Below are 15,527 nucleotides of genomic sequence, written 5' to 3'. Positions count from 1 at the left end.
CGGGTGGTTGGCACTTCTTTAACCATAGCACTCGAATTGCTGCGGCGCGCCATCGGCGTCTTTCCGCTTGATGGTCATCAAGCAGCGCTCGATGGCGGTTGAAATGGCTGCAGGATGCCCCATGTTGGCAACAACGACACAAGGAGGAATGCCACCATGCGTTTCGACAAGCTGACCACGAAATTCCAGTCCGCGCTCGCCGATGCCCAAAGCATCGCGGTGGGCAATGACAACCCCACCATCGAGCCGCAGCACCTGTTGCTTGCGCTGATCAACCAGGACGACGGCGGCACCGTATCGCTTCTGCAGCGAGCTGGCGCCAATGTGCCGCCGCTCAAGCGCGCGCTCGAACAGTCGATGGCGCGCATTGCAAAGCAGCAAGGCTCTGGCGGCGAAGTCCAGATCGGCCGCGATCTAGGCAATCTGCTGAACCTCACCGACAAGGAAGCGCAGAAACGCGGTGACCAGTTCATCGCCAGCGAAATGTTCCTGCTCGCCCTGACCGAAGACAAAGGCGAAGCCGGCAAGCTTGCGCGCGAATTCGGCCTGCAGCGCAAGGCGCTGGAAGCAGCGATCGAGGCGGTGCGCGGCGGCGCCAGTGTAGGCAGCGCCGACGCCGAAGCACAGCGCGAATCGCTCAAGAAATACTGCCTCGATCTGACCGAACGTGCCCGCAGCGGCAAGCTCGACCCGGTCATCGGCCGAGACGACGAAATTCGCCGCTCAATCCAGATTCTGCAGCGCCGCACCAAGAACAACCCGGTCTTGATCGGCGAGCCGGGCGTCGGCAAGACCGCGATCGTCGAAGGGCTTGCACAGCGCATCGTGAATGGCGAGGTGCCAGAAACACTGAAGGGCAAGCGAGTGCTGTCGCTCGATATGGCCGCATTGCTGGCCGGTGCGAAGTATCGCGGCGAGTTCGAGGAACGACTCAAGGCAGTGCTCAACGACATCGCCAAGGAAGAAGGCCAGGTGATCGTCTTCATCGACGAACTGCACACCATGGTCGGAGCCGGCAAGGCCGAGGGCGCGATCGACGCGGGCAACATGCTCAAGCCGGCGCTTGCGCGCGGCGAACTGCACTGCATCGGCGCGACGACGCTCGACGAGTACCGCAAGTACATCGAAAAGGACGCTGCGCTGGAGCGGCGCTTCCAGAAGGTGCTGGTCGACGAACCGACGGTGGAATCGACCATCGCGATCCTGCGTGGCCTGCAAGAGAAATACGAACTGCACCACGGCGTCGACATCACCGACCCGGCGATTGTCGCCGCGGCCGAACTCTCGCACCGTTACATCACCGATCGCTTCCTGCCGGACAAGGCCATCGACCTGATCGATGAGGCCGCGGCCAAGATCAAGATGGAAATCGACTCCAAACCGGAGGCAATGGACAAGCTCGACCGCCGCCTGATCCAGCTGAAGATCGAACGCGAAGCGGTGAAGAAGGAGAAGGACGAAGCATCGATCCGTCGCTTCGGGCTGATCGAAGAAGAAATCGCAAGACTCGACAAGGAGTACGCCGATCTCGACGAGATCTGGAAAGCGGAGAAGGCAAAAGTCGCAGGCAGCCAGCACATCAAGGAAGCCATCGACAAGCTGCGCGTGCAGATGGACGAAGCCAAGCGCAAGGGCGACTGGCAGAAGATGAGCGAGCTGCAGTACGGCGAGCTGCCGAAGCTCGAGGCGCAGCTCAAGGCGGCCGAGGGGGCTGGCGCTGACACTTCGCCCAACCGACTGCTGCGCACACAGGTCGGCGCGGAAGAGATCGCCGAGGTCGTGTCACGTGCCACCGGCATCCCGGTGAGCAAGATGATGCAGGGCGAGCGAGAAAAGCTGCTCAAGATGGAAGAGAAGCTGCACGAACGCGTGATCGGGCAGGACGAAGCCGTGCAACGCGTTTCCGACGCCATCCGACGTTCGCGTGCCGGCCTGTCCGAAGAAGGGCGTCCGTACGGCTCCTTCCTGTTCCTCGGGCCGACCGGCGTCGGCAAGACCGAGCTGTGCAAGACGCTCGCCGGTTTTCTGTTCGACAGCGAAGAGCATCTGATCCGCATCGACATGAGCGAGTTCATGGAGAAACACTCGGTAGCCCGCTTGATCGGCGCGCCGCCCGGATACGTCGGTTACGAGGAAGGGGGTTACCTGACCGAACAGGTGCGGCGCAAGCCGTATTCAGTGATCTTGTTCGACGAAGTCGAAAAGGCGCACCCGGACGTCTTCAACGTGCTGCTGCAAGTACTTGACGACGGCCGCATGACCGATGGGCAGGGGCGGACGGTAGACTTCAAGAACACGGTAATCGTGATGACCTCGAACCTGGGCAGCCAGATGATCCAGGCGATGGCCGGCCAGACTTACGAAGCGGTGAAGGATGCGGTGATGCAGGAAGTGAAGACCTACTTCCGCCCCGAGTTCATTAACCGCATCGATGAAGTGGTGGTGTTCCACGCGCTGGCCGACGCGCATATCCGTTCGATTGCGCGCATCCAGCTCGGCTACCTCGAGAAACGCCTGGCACGGCTCGAAGTCGGCCTGAACGTCAGCGACGCCGCCCTCGACGAGGTGGCGAAGGCAGGCTTCGATCCGGTGTTCGGTGCAAGACCGCTCAAGCGCGCGATCCAGGAGCACATCGAGAACCCGCTCGCGAAACTGATCCTCGAAGGGCGCTTCGGCGCCAAGGACACGGTCGTTGTCGATGCAGAGGGCGGACGGGTCGCCTTCCGCAAGCCAAGCTGAGTCGTACCCGCGCTCCCATGCAAAAGGCCCGGTGAAAACCGGGCCTTTTCTTTCGGCGCAACGGCAAATTCAAGCCGCACCGAGCAAGGGCAGGATGCCGTCAAGGCCGCTGAAATCGAGCGCGTAGCTGGCTTGCGCCCGCACCACCGGTTTCGCACGAAATGCAAACGAGAGTCCGGCAGCACCAAACATTGCCAGGTCATTGGCACCGTCGCCCGCGGCGATCGTGGCTGCAGCATCAAGCTGGTACTGCTCGCGCAAGCTGGTCAGGGCGTTACGCTTGGCGGCCGCATCGACGATTGCGCCGCTTACGCGCCCGGTGAGTTTGCCGTCGGATTCTTCCAGCACATTGGCGAATGCATGGTCGAAACCGAGTCTGGCCTTGAGCCGATCAGTGAAGTAGGTGAAACCGCCCGATACCAGCACCGTTCTCACGCCAGAAGCTTTCAGGCGCTGCATCAGGAGCTCGGCGCCGGGGTTGAGCGCGAGCCGCTCGTTGTAAACCCGCTCCAGCGCGCCGACGTCCAGTCCGGCCAGCAAGGCGACCCGACGCGTCAGCGATTCGGCGAAATCGAGCTCACCACGCATCGCGGCTTCGGTTATTTCGGAAACCTGCGGCTTCACGCCGATCATGTCAGCGATCTCGTCGATGCACTCGATCGTGATCAGTGTCGAGTCCATGTCGGTGACGAACAACCCGAACTCCGTAAGCGTGCGATTGACCGGAACCCAGCCAAAGTCCAGCTGCGCCGCCTTGCAAGACTCCGCCAACTCGCCGTGATCGCGGGCACCCAACAGACGAAAGGCGTCTGGATGGATCTGCTCGATCGCAGAGGCGCCGGTCAGTCGCGCAATACCCTTGAGTGCAGGGGTCGAGACGTTCGACCCCTGAACGATCAACGACTCGCTCACCCGCGACCTCGCGCAGCAATGACGGGCGCCAGCACTTCATGAGCGTGACGCAACATTTCTTCAGTGGTCTCCCAGCTGACGCAGCCGTCGGTGACCGAACAGCCGTATTTGAGTTGCGAGAGATCCTTCGGAATCGGCTGATTTCCGGCTTCGATGAAGCTTTCGATCATCACGCCGACGATGGATGAGTTGCCTTCGCGGATCTGATGCACCACATCGCGCATGACGAGGGGCTGGTATTCCGGCTTCTTCCAGGAATTGGCGTGGGAGCAGTCGATCATCAGGTTCATCGGCAGACCGGCCTTGAGCAAGGCTTGTTCGGCAAGCTTCACTGAGACACTGTCGTAATTCGGGCGACCACCGCCGCCGCGCAGCACGACGTGCCCGTACTTGTTGCCGCAGGTGCGGATGATCGAGGCTTCGCCGCGATCGTTCATGCCGAGGAAGCTGTGCGGCGCGGCTGCAGAAAGAATGCCGTTGATCGCGGCATCGAGCGAGCCATCTGTGCCGTTCTTGAAGCCGACCGGCGTCGAGAGCCCAGACGCCATCTCGCGATGCGTCTGTGATTCGGAAGTGCGCGCGCCGATCGCCGTCCAGCTCACCAGATCGCCGTAGTACTGCGGTGCCACCGGGTCGAGCGCTTCGGTTGCGGCAGGCATGCCGATCTCGGCCACATCGCGCAGGAAGCGTCGACCGCGTTCCATGCCTTCGACGATACGGAAGGAGTCGTCCATGTGCGGGTCGTTGATGAAGCCCTTCCACCCGGTGGTGGTGCGCGGCTTTTCGAAGTAAACCCGCATCACGACGCACAAGGTGTCGGACACCTCGTCAGCGAGTTTCTTGATCCGCTTGGCGTAGTCCATGCCGGCGATCGGATCGTGGATGGAGCAGGGGCCGACCACCACGATCAGGCGTGGATCCTCGCGATCCAGAATGCCGGTCAGCGCCTTGCGACCAGCCACGACAGTAGCCGCGGCAGCTTCGGTCATCGGGACGAGTGCCTTGATCTCGCTCGGCGAGGGCATCGGGTCGAGGCCGACGACGTTGAGGTTTTCTGTCTGGGCGATCATCGCGCGCACTCCTGGAATTTCTGCGGAGGCCGGATTTTACGCGATCCGGGCGGCGCGCCGTGATTGCGGCTCCGCTCGCGCTGCTTTGAAGCTCAGCCGATAGCGGATTTCGCTGGCGCAGGCCGCGCGAGCAAATCGCTTATCTGCTGGTCCTTGGCCTGCCACATCTCGGAGACCCAGGTCTGCATACGGGCGCGGAAAGCAGCATCGCGCTCGTAGTCTCCCCCAAGCAGGTCACGCGGGATCGGAAGCGGACGCACCCGCACGACGACCTCGCTCATCTGCCCCGACAGGATGTCCCAGAATGTCGGCACCCCCGGCGGATAGACGATGGTCACGTCGAGCAGGGAATCGAAAGTCTCGCCCATGGTTGCCAGCGCGGTCGCGATGCCGCCGACGCGCGGTTTGAGCAGATGCTTGTAGGGCGAGCGTTGCTTGAAGTGCTTTTCCTGGGTGAATCGCGTACCTTCGAGGAAGTTCATCACCGAGGTCGGAATCAGCTTGAAACGCTCGCAGGCCTTGCGGGTCGTTGCCAGATCGGTCTTGCCCTTGCCCATGCCGCCCTTGCGCTGCATGAACGGGAAGTCGAGCGCCCACCACGCCAAGCCAATGACCGGCACGTAGATCAATTCCTTCTTCAGGAAGAACTTGAGGAAGGGGATGTGACCGTCGAAGACCTTTTGCAGCACCAGGATATCGACCCAGCTCTGGTGGTTGCTGCTGACCAGATACCAGCCGCGCAACTTGAGTTCGTCGATGCCTTCGACGTCCCACCGGATGCGTTGTGAGGCGGTGATCCATCGGCCGTTGATCTTCACCCAGCTCGCCGCCAGAGCATTGAGCACGGTATCCGCGACACGACGAACGCCGGCAGTGCGAATCGCTGCCTTGAGCAACGCAAACGGGATCATCGCCGCGAAGACCAGCAGGGTATTGAGGCCGATGATGAGACTGTTGATGCAGCCCTTGGCGATTGCGACGATGCGACGGGCCAGAGATTTTTTGGCGAGCGGGGGGCGTTTGGTCATAGGCCCGTATTCTACGGGAAGGCCGCGCAAGCCCGCTTGACCCCTCGCAATTCAGGCTGCCTCGCCCACTTCGTCGGCGCCTGCCGCAGCGTGTGCATCAAAGAAGTAGGCGACACGCTTGCGCGGCGAAAGGTATTCGAAGATTGTTTTCGGCAGTTGCCCGGGCCTCAGTGTGCGCGCGATCTGGATTTCAGTCTCCTGCTCCAGACTGAGAATGATGGCCTCTTCCTTGGGTATCGCGCTGTCGTAAACGAGCACATCAGGCTTGAGCGGGCGACTCGAGTTCACCGAAACAACCATGCCGAACGCGTCATTGTTCAGGACGACGATCGTGCCCGGCGGATAAACGCCAAGGCAGCGGATGAATGTGTTCAGCGGAGCCGCTTCGAACCGGTTGCGGTACTGCGCATACATCAAGGCCAGCGCCTCGTGCGGCGTCATCGCACGTTGCGGGTTCGCCGGGTTGCACAGGTTGTCGTACGTGTTGGCAATCGCGACGATCTTCGCCAACAAGGTCAGCTTGTCGCCCGTGGCCCCGCGCGGGTAGCCGCTGCCATCGACATGTTCATGGTGCTGCGCAATCACCGCCAGCACTTCTGCCGACAAGCCCATCTTTGCACCAATTCTTGCGCCGAAGACGACGTGTTCCTTCATCAGCGCGTTTTCGGCGCTGGTCAAAGGCTCCTGCTTCAGCAGAATCTTGGGCGGTACATCGAGCTTGCCGATATCGTGAAAGAAAGCCCCCAGTCCGAGCGCCATCAACTCATCCTGGCTCATCCCCTGTTCCCGCGCGAGCATCAGCGACAGGACGGCAACGTTCAACGAATGGACGTACACATCTTCGCCGCCCACGCGATCCGCCATCAGGTTGATCGCCATGTCACCGTCCTGCATCAGCGACTCGACCAGCTTCCCGAGCATGACCTTGGTCTCCTCACGTGCCCAGTCCGGACGGGAGAAGAGGTTCTGGTTCACCAGTTTGACGGTGTGCGTTGCGCGCATAAAGTCGCGCTCGCAGCGCGCAAATTTGCGCCGCCGCGCCTTGAGCCGCTCGGCGCGTTCGCGCTTTGCCAGAATCGCAGGATCGGGCTCAGCGTGATTCGCGATGATGGTCTCTGGCGCCGGCTCGGATTCGGATTCGGCTTGAGCCTGCACTACCAGCGGCGCGGGTTCGCAATCGCTGCGATCCGGCGAGTAACGGATGCGCGCGAGGCCCAGCGCGCGCACTTGCGCAATCTGCGCATCGTTGCGGATCTTGAACGAGGAGAACGAGAACGGATGATCCATCCACGACAGGTCGAGGTGGATGTAGAGCCCGACCCGCAATTGATCGGGAAGGATGTAGTGCGCGTCTGTTGTTCCCGACATAGTGGTCAGTCAGCCCTCCTGCCGTTGTAAACGGCCCGGAAAGCCCTGGCTTGAGCGCTGCCGTAGGGCATCCATAGCGAACCCCGGTGAAGCCAATGCGGGCGCCGGATTGACTTATTTACTCGCGGAGTGGAGCGGCGTGACCTCGACGATCTGGTACACACCGCCAAAGATCGTGCGCTTGCGCCAGGAGAACGCGTTCGGCGTGCTCGCCAGGTCGCGAATGTCTGTCCGCCACAGTGTGTAGGCGAAGGGTTCGAGATACCGATTCACCAATCTGAGCAGCCACCCCACCGGCTGCCACGGCGCCGGACGGTGATAGTCAACGAACAGCAGGCTACCGTTCGGCCCGACGCGGCTAAGCATGCGGTCGACCACCGCGCGTTTGAGCGGATCAGGCACCTCGTGCAAGAGGAAGAAGCTACAGACCAGATCGTATTCCGGTCCGCCCCCCCAAGACGAGGCGTCATGTTCGATGACCTGGGCCTGCGCAACATTGGCGAGCTTCTTTTTCGCCTGGGAGACCTGGATCGGAGTCACGTCGGTCACATCAAAATGGCCGTCGGCACCAACGCGTTCGGCCACCTTGCGCACCAGATCACCATAGACGTGCGCCACTTGCCATACCCGCATGCCAGGCCGGATCCGGTTCAGGTATGCGCGCATCAGACGCCCGGCATTGCCGAACAGAAGGGTGCTGACGACCGCGTTGCGATCAAGGAAACGGACCCACTTGGGGTTCACGTAGGCCCAGTCGTAAACCTCGCTCATGTAGTCAGGGAGGCCAGTCGATGCTTCTTTGCGCGTGGGTTGCTGCTGTGCTGCGATGGCTTCGTTGGTCATCGTTTCTTCACAGGTGGGTGCGGGAAACCGAACCTTAGCATCGCGCGCGCCGGTGCGGGTTGCTTGCGGGCAAACCTCTTTGCGCTATCCACCCAGCGCCTTGAGCACCTCACGAACTCGCAACACACGATCCTTCAGGGTCTCGGAGGACACCGTCACCGTCAGCTTGTCCTGTCCGGCGAGCTTGTACTGACGGTTTTTCTGGATCAACTGGATGATCCGGATCGGCTCTATCGGCGGATTCGGCTCGAACGCCAGGTTGATGCGCGATTCCGACGCGTCGATCTTGATGATGCCCAGTGGTTTGGCAGCGATGCGCAGGCGGTGCGTATCGAGCAGCGTCTGGCCTTGCGGCGGCAACTCGCCAAAGCGGTCGATCAACTCTTCCTGGATCGCCTGCAGGTCATCGACTTGCTCCGCATTCGCCATGCGCTTGTACAAGGTGAGACGTTCGCCGATATCGCTGCAGTAGTCGCTGGGCAGCAGGGCTGGCGCATGCAGGTTGATCTCGGAGGTCACGTCGAACGGCTGCGCGAGATCCGGCTCCTTGCCGGACTGCAGGTCGCGCACCGCGCGCTTGAGCATCTCTGAGTAAAGCGAGAAGCCGATCTGCTGGATCTCGCCGCTCTGGTTCTCGCCCAGCACTTCGCCGGCGCCGCGGATTTCCAGGTCATGCATGGCGAGGTAGAAACCAGAGCCCAGCTCTTCCATCATCGAGATCGCCTCCAGCCGCTTCTGCGCCTGCGCCGTCGGTTTGGCATGAGGGTCGGTGAGCAGGTAAGCGTAGGCCTGGTGGTGCGATCTCCCGACCCGACCCCGCAACTGGTGCAGCTGCGCCAACCCGAAGCGGTCGGCGCGGTGGATGATGATGGTGTTGGCCGTCGGAATGTTGATGCCGGTCTCGATGATCGTTGTGCACAGCAGCAGGTTGGCCCGCTGCGCGGTGAAGTCGCGCATCACCCGTTCCAGCTCGCGTTCGGGCAACTGGCCGTGGCCCACCACGATGCGCGCTTCCGGCAGCATCTGCGTCAATTCCTGACGCATGTTCTCGATCGTCTCGACTTCGTTGTGCAGGTAGTACACCTGCCCACCGCGCTTGAACTCGCGAAGCACCGCTTCACGAACGACGCCTTTCGAATGCTTCTGCACGAAAGTTTTGATCGCCAGCCGCTTCTGCGGCGCCGTGGCGATGACCGAGAACTCGCGCAGCCCTTCCATGGCAAGGCCCAGCGTCCGCGGGATCGGCGTGGCGGTGAGCGTGAGGATGTCGACTTCCGCGCGCAGGGTTTTCAGCGCTTCCTTCTGCCGCACGCCGAAGCGGTGTTCCTCGTCGATGATCACCAGCCCCAGCCGCTTGAACTCGACGTCCTTCTGCAGCAAACGGTGTGTGCCGATCAGGATGTCGACCTTGCCTTCCGACAGCAGCTTCAGGGCATCCGCCTGTTCCTTGGCGCTTCGGAAACGTGACAGCTCGGCAATCTTCACAGGCCAATCGGCGAAACGGTCGGCGAAGGTCTGGTAGTGCTGTTCCGCGAGCAGGGTAGTCGGGGCCAGTACGGCAACCTGTTTGCCGTCGGCGACCGCTATGAAGGCTGCCCGCAGCGCCACCTCGGTCTTGCCGAAGCCGACGTCGCCGCACACCAGGCGGTCCATCGGCCGGCCGGAGCGCATGTCGGCGACCACCGCCTCGATCGCAGCAAGCTGGTCGGGGGTCTCTTCGAAACCGAAGCCCTCCGCGAACGCCTCCAGATCATGCTGCTTGAAATCGAAGCGATGCCCTTCGCGCGCCGCACGCTTGGCGTAGAGCGCCAGCAACTCCGCGGCCGTGTCGCGCACCTGTTGGGCTGCCTTGCGTTTGGCCTTGTCCCACTGGCCACTGCCAAGGCGATGCAGGTCGACGTTTTCCGGATCGGCGCCGGCGTAGCGGCTGATGACATGCAGCTGCGAAACCGGGACATAGAGCTTGTCGCCGGCGTTGTATTCGAGGTGCAGGAACTCCGTCTCGCCCTCACCGAGGTCAAGATGCACCAAGCCCAGGTAGCGACCGATACCGTGCGACACGTGGACCACCGGATCGCCTACGTGAAGCTCGGACAGATCGCGCAGCCAGCCCTCGACCGTTGCAGCCTTGCGGTTGTCACGCCGGCTACGGGTGCGCGCCTGGGTGGCGTACAGCTCGTTCTCGGTAATGATCGCCAGGCCGCTCTGCGGGACAACAAAGCCGCTCGCAAGCGGGCCATGCAGTACCGCAAAGCGCGCATCACCAGCCGCAAAACCCGCAAGGTCTGCGGAGGCCTGAGCCTTCAAGCCATATTCGGCGAAGTATTCGAGCAGGGTCTGTTGGCGCCCGGCAGACTCGGCGATAACGAGGATGCGCCCGGCGAAACCGGCCGCAAATGCCTTCATGCGATGCATTGGGTCCGGTGCCCGTCGCTCCACCGCCAGTTCGGGCAGGGCGTCGCTGGCAAGCGCGTCGGCTTTCAGCCCCAACGCGATGCGCGGTCGTTGTCCCGACGCGACGAAGAACTGCTCCGCCGACAGGAACAACTGGGCCGGCGGCAGCAGTGGCCGCACCGGGTCGCCCGCCATCAGCTTGTAACGGCTGTTGGTCTCGCGCCAGAAATCCTCGATTGCGCCCGATACATCTCCGTGCAGCGCCAGCGCTGCGCCGGCGGGCAGAAACTCGAAGACCGACGCCGTCGATTCAAAGAAGAGGGGCAGGTAGTACTCGATACCGGCAGGCGCAAGCCCGTTGGAAACATCCTTGTAGATCGGGCTTCGCGAGGGGTCGCCTTCGAACACTTCGCGAAACCTCGCGCGGAATGCCGCACGCGCCTTCTCGTCCAGCGGAAATTCGCGCGCCGGCAGCAAGCGGATTTCCTTGGTCGGGTAGACCGTCCGCTGCGAATCCGGATCGAAGGTGCGGATGGTATCGACGTCTTCATCGAACAGTTCGATCCGGTAGGGCAGGGCGGAGCCCATCGGGAAGAGGTCGATCAGGCCTCCGCGCACCGAGAATTCGCCGGGCCGCACAACCTGCGTCACATGCTCGTAGCCGGCGATCACCATCTGCGCACGCAGCGCATCCGCATCGAGACGATCGCCTTGCTTGATGAAGAACGTATGCGCCGCAAGGAAGGAGGGCGGGCAAAGCCGATACAGCGCCGTCGACGCCGGTACCAGGGTGATGTCCGCCTCGCCGCGCTGGATCGCGTAAAGGGTTGCCAGCCGCTCGGAAACCAGATCCTGATGCGGTGAGAACGCGTCGTAAGGCAGGGTCTCCCAGTCGGGCAGCAGATGCACTCGCAGACCAGGTGCGAACCATGCGATCTCGTCCCGCAGACGCTGTGCGTCCAGCGGATTCGCCGTGATGACCACCAGCGGATGACCGCCCGCCAGCTGCGCAAGCGCAAGCGCATCGGCAGAACCATGCAGGCGGGGCAGATCGAGCCGGCGACCTTCAGCCGGAAACTGTAGAGCATCGATCGCCGGCAGACGAAGGGAGAGCGGCTGGTTCATGGGAAGAGACGGGTTGGCAAGGCGCGCGATTATACGCGCGCCACCCCGGGTGCCACGGCGCGTGCGCCGCGCCAAGCGGCTTCAGGCGCGTGCGGCGATGAGGCTTCCGGCGATCGACGTAAAGGCGTCCTGGGCAATCTGATAAGCGCGAACGGCGGTGGCCGACGCCGCGTTGGGCGGCGATGCGGATCCGCCTTGGCCAGCAGGCGAATCTTGGCCGGACTTTGACGCTTCCGCCTGTGCTTTGGCCTGCATGCCTGAAGCCTGGGCGGCGACACTGTAGTCCTGCGCCGAGGGTTCCTTCGGCGCGAGCGCGGCCTCGCGGATCTGCTCGGCGCGACGGATGGTGTCGGCAGCGTTGCGTCCCGGCGAGACGTCTATCGAGACGTCGCCCCCGATCGCATACTGTTTGCCATCGGGCCCGGTTTCGTACTTATAACTGGCGCCACCGCGGATCAAGGCCCCCCCGGCAGAGATGTGCGCCTGCTCATGTTCGCGGACTTCGCGATCACGCGCTTTGAGCTCGTTGAGCTTCTGGGTCTCTTCGGGAGTGGTTTGCTTGGATGCCGATTTTGGGCGCGAAGACACCCCTTGCGTCGAGGCGGACGCAAACGTTCGCGCGACGAAGCTGGCATCGACTGCACCGACCATCGGGGCCTCCTCAGAAAAGCTTAGCCCCGGTGCAAGCAGTGCGCGAGGGTACGATCAGGTCTGAGGCTGGAATGTGCGGCGCTGCGACACGGCGCGCTTCTTCGCCAGCTGCGCGTCCGGAAGGCCCGCCGCTGCTTGTTGATAGGCGCAGGCCCGCAATCCGCCAGCGCAGCCGCCTCGCTAACCGTTGCCGGCGAGGTCCAATGTGGCCGGGCGCCAGCGTTCGGCCCAACCCAGGCTGGCGCTGGCCGCCTCGTCAAGGGCACCGGGCTCGATGAAGCGCTCGCTCGCATTGGGTACCTCATGCCAGTGCTTCGCACTCTCGATCAGCGCGTACGCGTGCTCGGCCGGCCGTCGGTTCGCGTCAGCGGGGCCGCCCGCAATCGCCAGCAAGGGGATCCGGTTCGCGCGCAGCGGCGAGGCGCCGGCAAGATCCACGCGACCGGCGCGACAGATCAGCGCAAATGGTGCGGGGTCGACTACCGCCGCCGCTTTCACGGCTGCTGCTGCAGCGGTTCCGCTCGCGCAAATCGCGTAGGCGAGTTGACCGAGATGCGGTTGGTGATGAAGCCACTCGACGACGGACACCAGGCGGTCGGCGAGTTTGGGCACATCGAAACGCGAATCCGGGTCACGTTTTTCCTCGTACTGGGTCAGCCCATCGACCAGAAGGGTTGCATATCCAGCGCGCTGGAACGCCTCGGCAAACACGAATTCCCGTGCATTGCGTGAGGCGATGGGAGCCGCCGCAAAACAGATCGTCAAGGCCACCGCGTCGGGCACATGCGACAGCATGGCCGACAACCAGGCCCCTTTTGCCTGGATGCTCATTTCTGTGTGGCGGTGAACGAAGCGGGCCATGCCTGCTGCAACCTTTCATGTCGAGTTGAGCGGCCAAGCTTGCCGCATCAGCTTGCGTCAAGATGCACGGGAATTCGCCGTGGTCCGAACGGTTTGCTGAAGGCGCCGAAACGCCCGGCGAGCGGAGTGCCGCACGCAGAACAGCATCCAGAGTCGTCGACGCGATAGGCGAGGATGCTGTACCAGTCTCTGACTATTAACGGCAGCTTGCAGGCGTGACAATAGGTCGTCCCACCCTCGGGATCGTGAACATTTCCCGTATAGACATGATGAAGGCCCGCAGCGCGAGCAATCTGGCGAGCTTTCGAGAGCGTTGCCGCCGGTGTCGGGCCGCGGTCGGTGAGCTTGAAGTCAGGGTGGAAGGCGCTGAAATGCAAGGGCACATCAGGACCCAACTCGCGCATGATCCAGGCAGACATGGCTTCGATTTCGGCGTCGCCATCGTTGGCGCCCGGAATCAACAGGGTCGTGATCTCGAACCATACCGAGGATTCGTGGCGCAGCCAGACCAGCGTATCGAGTACCGGAGCCAGATTTGCGCCGGTCATCTTCACGTAGAAGTCATCCGAGAAGGCCTTGAGGTCTACATTGGCCGCATCCATCACCGCATAGAACTCGCGACGCGCCGGCGGTGAGACGTAGCCCGCCGTAACTGCCACCGTGTGAACGCCGCGTTCGTGGCAGGCCACCGCGGTGTCGATCGCGTACTCGGCGAAAATCACCGGGTCGTTGTAGGTGAAGGCGACGCTGCGCGCACCGTGGGCCACCGCTGCCTCCGCGATCTGGGTCGGTGATGCGCGATCCATCAGCCTGTCCATGTCTCGCGACTTGGAGATATCCCAGTTCTGGCAGAACTTGCACGCCAGGTTGCAGCCCGCCGTGCCGAAAGACAGCACGCTGCTACCCGGATAGAAATGGTTCAGCGGTTTCTTCTCGATCGGATCGATGCAAAAGCCCGAGCTGCGCCCGTAAGTGCTGAGCACCATGGCATCGCCGCGACGTTCCCGCACGAAACAGGCGCCGCGCTGATCGGCGTGCAGCCGGCATTCCCGCGGGCACAGATCGCACTGGATGCGGCCGTCGTCAAGCAGGTGCCACCAGCGCGCCGGGTATGCCGGATCAGATGCGGGTCGTTCAGGCGCCATGGTACTTCTCGACCTGATAGCGGCCTACCCGCATGTCCGCGGGCCAACGGTCGCCACGCATCCCGGCCTTGCGTCGCAGCTCGTACAAGAACAGAGCAGAGGTCGGCAACGAAGACCATACCTGAGGCAGAAAGGTCGCGCGAAGCCCCGCGTGTTCGAGGATCACACCGTCAACACCGGGCCGCAACCACGCGATGGCCTCAGCTTCGCTGGCGCACACGCGCCACTCGGTCGGGCCAATCAGCGAAACTTCGAGATCCGTTCCCGCCCATTCGTGCGCAGTCAGCGGCGCGAAGCGCGGATCGCGAAAGGCCGCGGCAAACGCATTGGCACGCACATCCTCGCCCAGCGGTCTGTAGGCCACCAGCGAGCCGATGCAACCCCGCAGGCGATCATCCTGCGTCAGCGTCACGAATACCGCACCCTGTTCATGCAGGGCAGGTGCGTCGGGTGGCACTTCAGAATCAAGACCAAGCCCCTGCGCAATCGCATGACGCGCATGTGCTATCAGCAATGGACCCAGTGCAGTGTCAGTGGGCATGACGTGTGGGCTCGAACAGCGCAACCGAGCAGTAACCCACCACGCGTCGCCGGTCGCCCGCGGTATCACCCGAGTTGCACTGTTCCAGCAATAGGGTCGACATGCCGTGTTGCTCTGCGATGCGCATCAAACCGTTGAGCGGATAAGCCCCGCACGCGAGTTCGGGGTCGATATCGTGTTCGAGCGCGAGGATCCGGCGCACGGTCTCGCTGTCGAGTTCCTGCGCTTCGCGGTAGGCATGGAAGTGGGAGAGGTCGGTGCTCACGACAAAGAGCGTCTCCGGCCCACCCCAGAGCTGCTCGATCACGGTCGCAACGCTTTGAGAGTCCGCACGCCCGACCGCGAGCGGCACGACCTTGAAGTGATCGAGCACAAGCTGCAGGAACGGGAGCTGCACTTCGAGGCTGTGTTCGCCTGCATGCGCGGCGTCGTATACACACACGCCGGGCAGCGCGCGCACCTTCGCCAGCGCGCCACGATCCACCTCGACCGTTCCGAAAGGCGTCGCAAATCCGTCCGACGCGGGTAGCGCGATACCGTGCAGCGGTACGCGGTGCGTCGGCCCAAGTATCACCACGCGCGAGAGTGTCGCGGCCCAGGGTTTGAGCCGTGCGAAGGCCTGCGCCGCAGTTTGCCCGGAATAAATGTAGCCGGCGTGCGGGACGATGATCGCTTTCGGGCACACCGTGAAGGCACCATTGCCAGTGCGCGCGAACAGGTGCTCAAGCATCGCGTCAAGTTCGCGCGGATCGCCAGGGTAGAAGAGTCCTGCGACGGCTGGCGGACGAACACTTGCGATGCCCATGGAACCTCCTTGCGGATTCGAACACCCGTTACTCGACTGAATTAT

The 15,527-nt window shown here is 62.8% G+C and carries 12 protein-coding genes; 1 reads left to right on the top strand and 11 read right to left on the bottom strand.

Annotated features, from left to right (window positions below):
- The first annotated feature begins 156 nt into the window (after positions 1 to 156).
- A complete protein-coding gene (gene clpB, locus GGR36_RS03945; protein ID WP_183632062.1) occupies positions 157 to 2,739 on the top strand; it encodes an ATP-dependent chaperone ClpB in 2,583 nt (860 codons plus the stop codon).
- Between the two features lie 69 nt (positions 2,740 to 2,808).
- On the opposite strand, the gene serB is transcribed toward clpB, so the two are convergent.
- The 11 genes from serB to amrB all read right to left on the bottom strand — a co-directional run bounded on the left by serB (position 2,809) and on the right by amrB (position 15,482).
- On the bottom strand, positions 2,809 to 3,651 hold the full coding sequence (gene serB, locus GGR36_RS03940; RefSeq protein ID WP_183632059.1) for a phosphoserine phosphatase SerB: 843 nt from the start codon (positions 3,649 to 3,651) through the stop codon (positions 2,809 to 2,811).
- Positions 3,648 to 4,721, bottom strand: a complete 1,074-nt coding sequence (locus GGR36_RS03935; RefSeq protein WP_183632057.1) for a 3-deoxy-7-phosphoheptulonate synthase — start codon at positions 4,719 to 4,721, stop codon at positions 3,648 to 3,650. The genes serB and GGR36_RS03935 overlap by 4 nt, the downstream gene beginning before the upstream one ends.
- A 92-nt stretch (positions 4,722 to 4,813) precedes the next feature.
- Entirely contained in the window at positions 4,814 to 5,749 is a 936-nt protein-coding gene (locus GGR36_RS03930; RefSeq protein ID WP_183632055.1) for an acyltransferase, read from the bottom strand.
- Positions 5,750 to 5,800: 51 nt separating this feature from the next.
- A complete protein-coding gene (locus GGR36_RS03925) occupies positions 5,801 to 7,117 on the bottom strand; it encodes an HD-GYP domain-containing protein (RefSeq protein ID WP_183632053.1) in 1,317 nt (438 codons plus the stop codon).
- Positions 7,118 to 7,231: 114 nt separating this feature from the next.
- Complete coding sequence (rquA, locus tag GGR36_RS03920) at positions 7,232 to 7,960, bottom strand: rhodoquinone biosynthesis methyltransferase RquA (protein ID WP_183632051.1); 729 nt, start codon at positions 7,958 to 7,960, stop codon at positions 7,232 to 7,234.
- Between the two features lie 84 nt (positions 7,961 to 8,044).
- On the bottom strand, positions 8,045 to 11,479 hold the full coding sequence (gene mfd / locus GGR36_RS03915; protein WP_183632049.1) for a transcription-repair coupling factor: 3,435 nt from the start codon (positions 11,477 to 11,479) through the stop codon (positions 8,045 to 8,047).
- An 81-nt stretch (positions 11,480 to 11,560) separates the two neighbouring features.
- Positions 11,561 to 12,130, bottom strand: a complete 570-nt coding sequence (locus GGR36_RS03910) for a putative metalloprotease CJM1_0395 family protein (RefSeq protein WP_183632047.1) — start codon at positions 12,128 to 12,130, stop codon at positions 11,561 to 11,563.
- A 180-nt stretch (positions 12,131 to 12,310) separates the two neighbouring features.
- Positions 12,311 to 12,991, bottom strand: a complete 681-nt coding sequence (locus GGR36_RS03905; RefSeq protein WP_207064313.1) for an alpha/beta hydrolase — start codon at positions 12,989 to 12,991, stop codon at positions 12,311 to 12,313.
- Between the two features lie 47 nt (positions 12,992 to 13,038).
- The gene (gene amrS / locus GGR36_RS03900; RefSeq protein WP_183632042.1) at positions 13,039 to 14,136 is read right to left on the bottom strand and encodes an AmmeMemoRadiSam system radical SAM enzyme; all 1,098 of its coding nucleotides are present in this window, start codon (positions 14,134 to 14,136) and stop codon (positions 13,039 to 13,041) included.
- Positions 14,126 to 14,677 carry an AmmeMemoRadiSam system protein A gene (gene amrA, locus GGR36_RS03895; protein ID WP_183632039.1) on the bottom strand — a complete coding sequence of 184 codons (552 nt, stop codon included), beginning with the start codon at positions 14,675 to 14,677 and terminating at the stop codon, positions 14,126 to 14,128. Before amrA ends, amrS begins: the two co-directional genes overlap by 11 nt.
- Positions 14,667 to 15,482: an AmmeMemoRadiSam system protein B gene (gene amrB / locus GGR36_RS03890; RefSeq protein ID WP_183632038.1), complete on the bottom strand. Its 816-nt coding sequence runs from the start codon at positions 15,480 to 15,482 to the stop codon at positions 14,667 to 14,669. The genes amrA and amrB overlap by 11 nt, the downstream gene beginning before the upstream one ends.
- Between the last annotated feature and the right edge of the window lie 45 nt (positions 15,483 to 15,527).

This window comes from Niveibacterium umoris (assembly GCF_014197015.1).
Lineage (GTDB): Bacteria > Pseudomonadota > Gammaproteobacteria > Burkholderiales > Rhodocyclaceae > Niveibacterium > Niveibacterium umoris.
This window is presented reverse-complemented; position numbering and strand designations above follow the sequence as displayed.

What these genes read in the sequence shown, in the direction of transcription:
- clpB (WP_183632062.1), top strand. Translation starts at nt 157, where the DNA reads ATGCGTTTCGACAAGCTGACCACGAAATTCCAGTCCGCGCTCGCCGAT.
- GGR36_RS03930 (WP_183632055.1), bottom strand. Translation starts at nt 5,749, where the DNA reads ATGACCAAACGCCCCCCGCTCGCCAAAAAATCTCTGGCCCGTCGCATC.
- GGR36_RS03925 (WP_183632053.1), bottom strand. Translation starts at nt 7,117, where the DNA reads ATGTCGGGAACAACAGACGCGCACTACATCCTTCCCGATCAATTGCGG.
- amrB (WP_183632038.1), bottom strand. Translation starts at nt 15,482, where the DNA reads ATGGGCATCGCAAGTGTTCGTCCGCCAGCCGTCGCAGGACTCTTCTAC.
- rquA (WP_183632051.1), bottom strand. Translation starts at nt 7,960, where the DNA reads ATGACCAACGAAGCCATCGCAGCACAGCAGCAACCCACGCGCAAAGAA.
- mfd (WP_183632049.1), bottom strand. Translation starts at nt 11,479, where the DNA reads ATGAACCAGCCGCTCTCCCTTCGTCTGCCGGCGATCGATGCTCTACAG.
- amrS (WP_183632042.1), bottom strand. Translation starts at nt 14,136, where the DNA reads ATGGCGCCTGAACGACCCGCATCTGATCCGGCATACCCGGCGCGCTGG.
- GGR36_RS03935 (WP_183632057.1), bottom strand. Translation starts at nt 4,721, where the DNA reads ATGATCGCCCAGACAGAAAACCTCAACGTCGTCGGCCTCGACCCGATG.
- amrA (WP_183632039.1), bottom strand. Translation starts at nt 14,677, where the DNA reads ATGCCCACTGACACTGCACTGGGTCCATTGCTGATAGCACATGCGCGT.
- GGR36_RS03905 (WP_207064313.1), bottom strand. Translation starts at nt 12,991, where the DNA reads ATGGCCCGCTTCGTTCACCGCCACACAGAAATGAGCATCCAGGCAAAA.
- GGR36_RS03910 (WP_183632047.1), bottom strand. Translation starts at nt 12,130, where the DNA reads ATGGTCGGTGCAGTCGATGCCAGCTTCGTCGCGCGAACGTTTGCGTCC.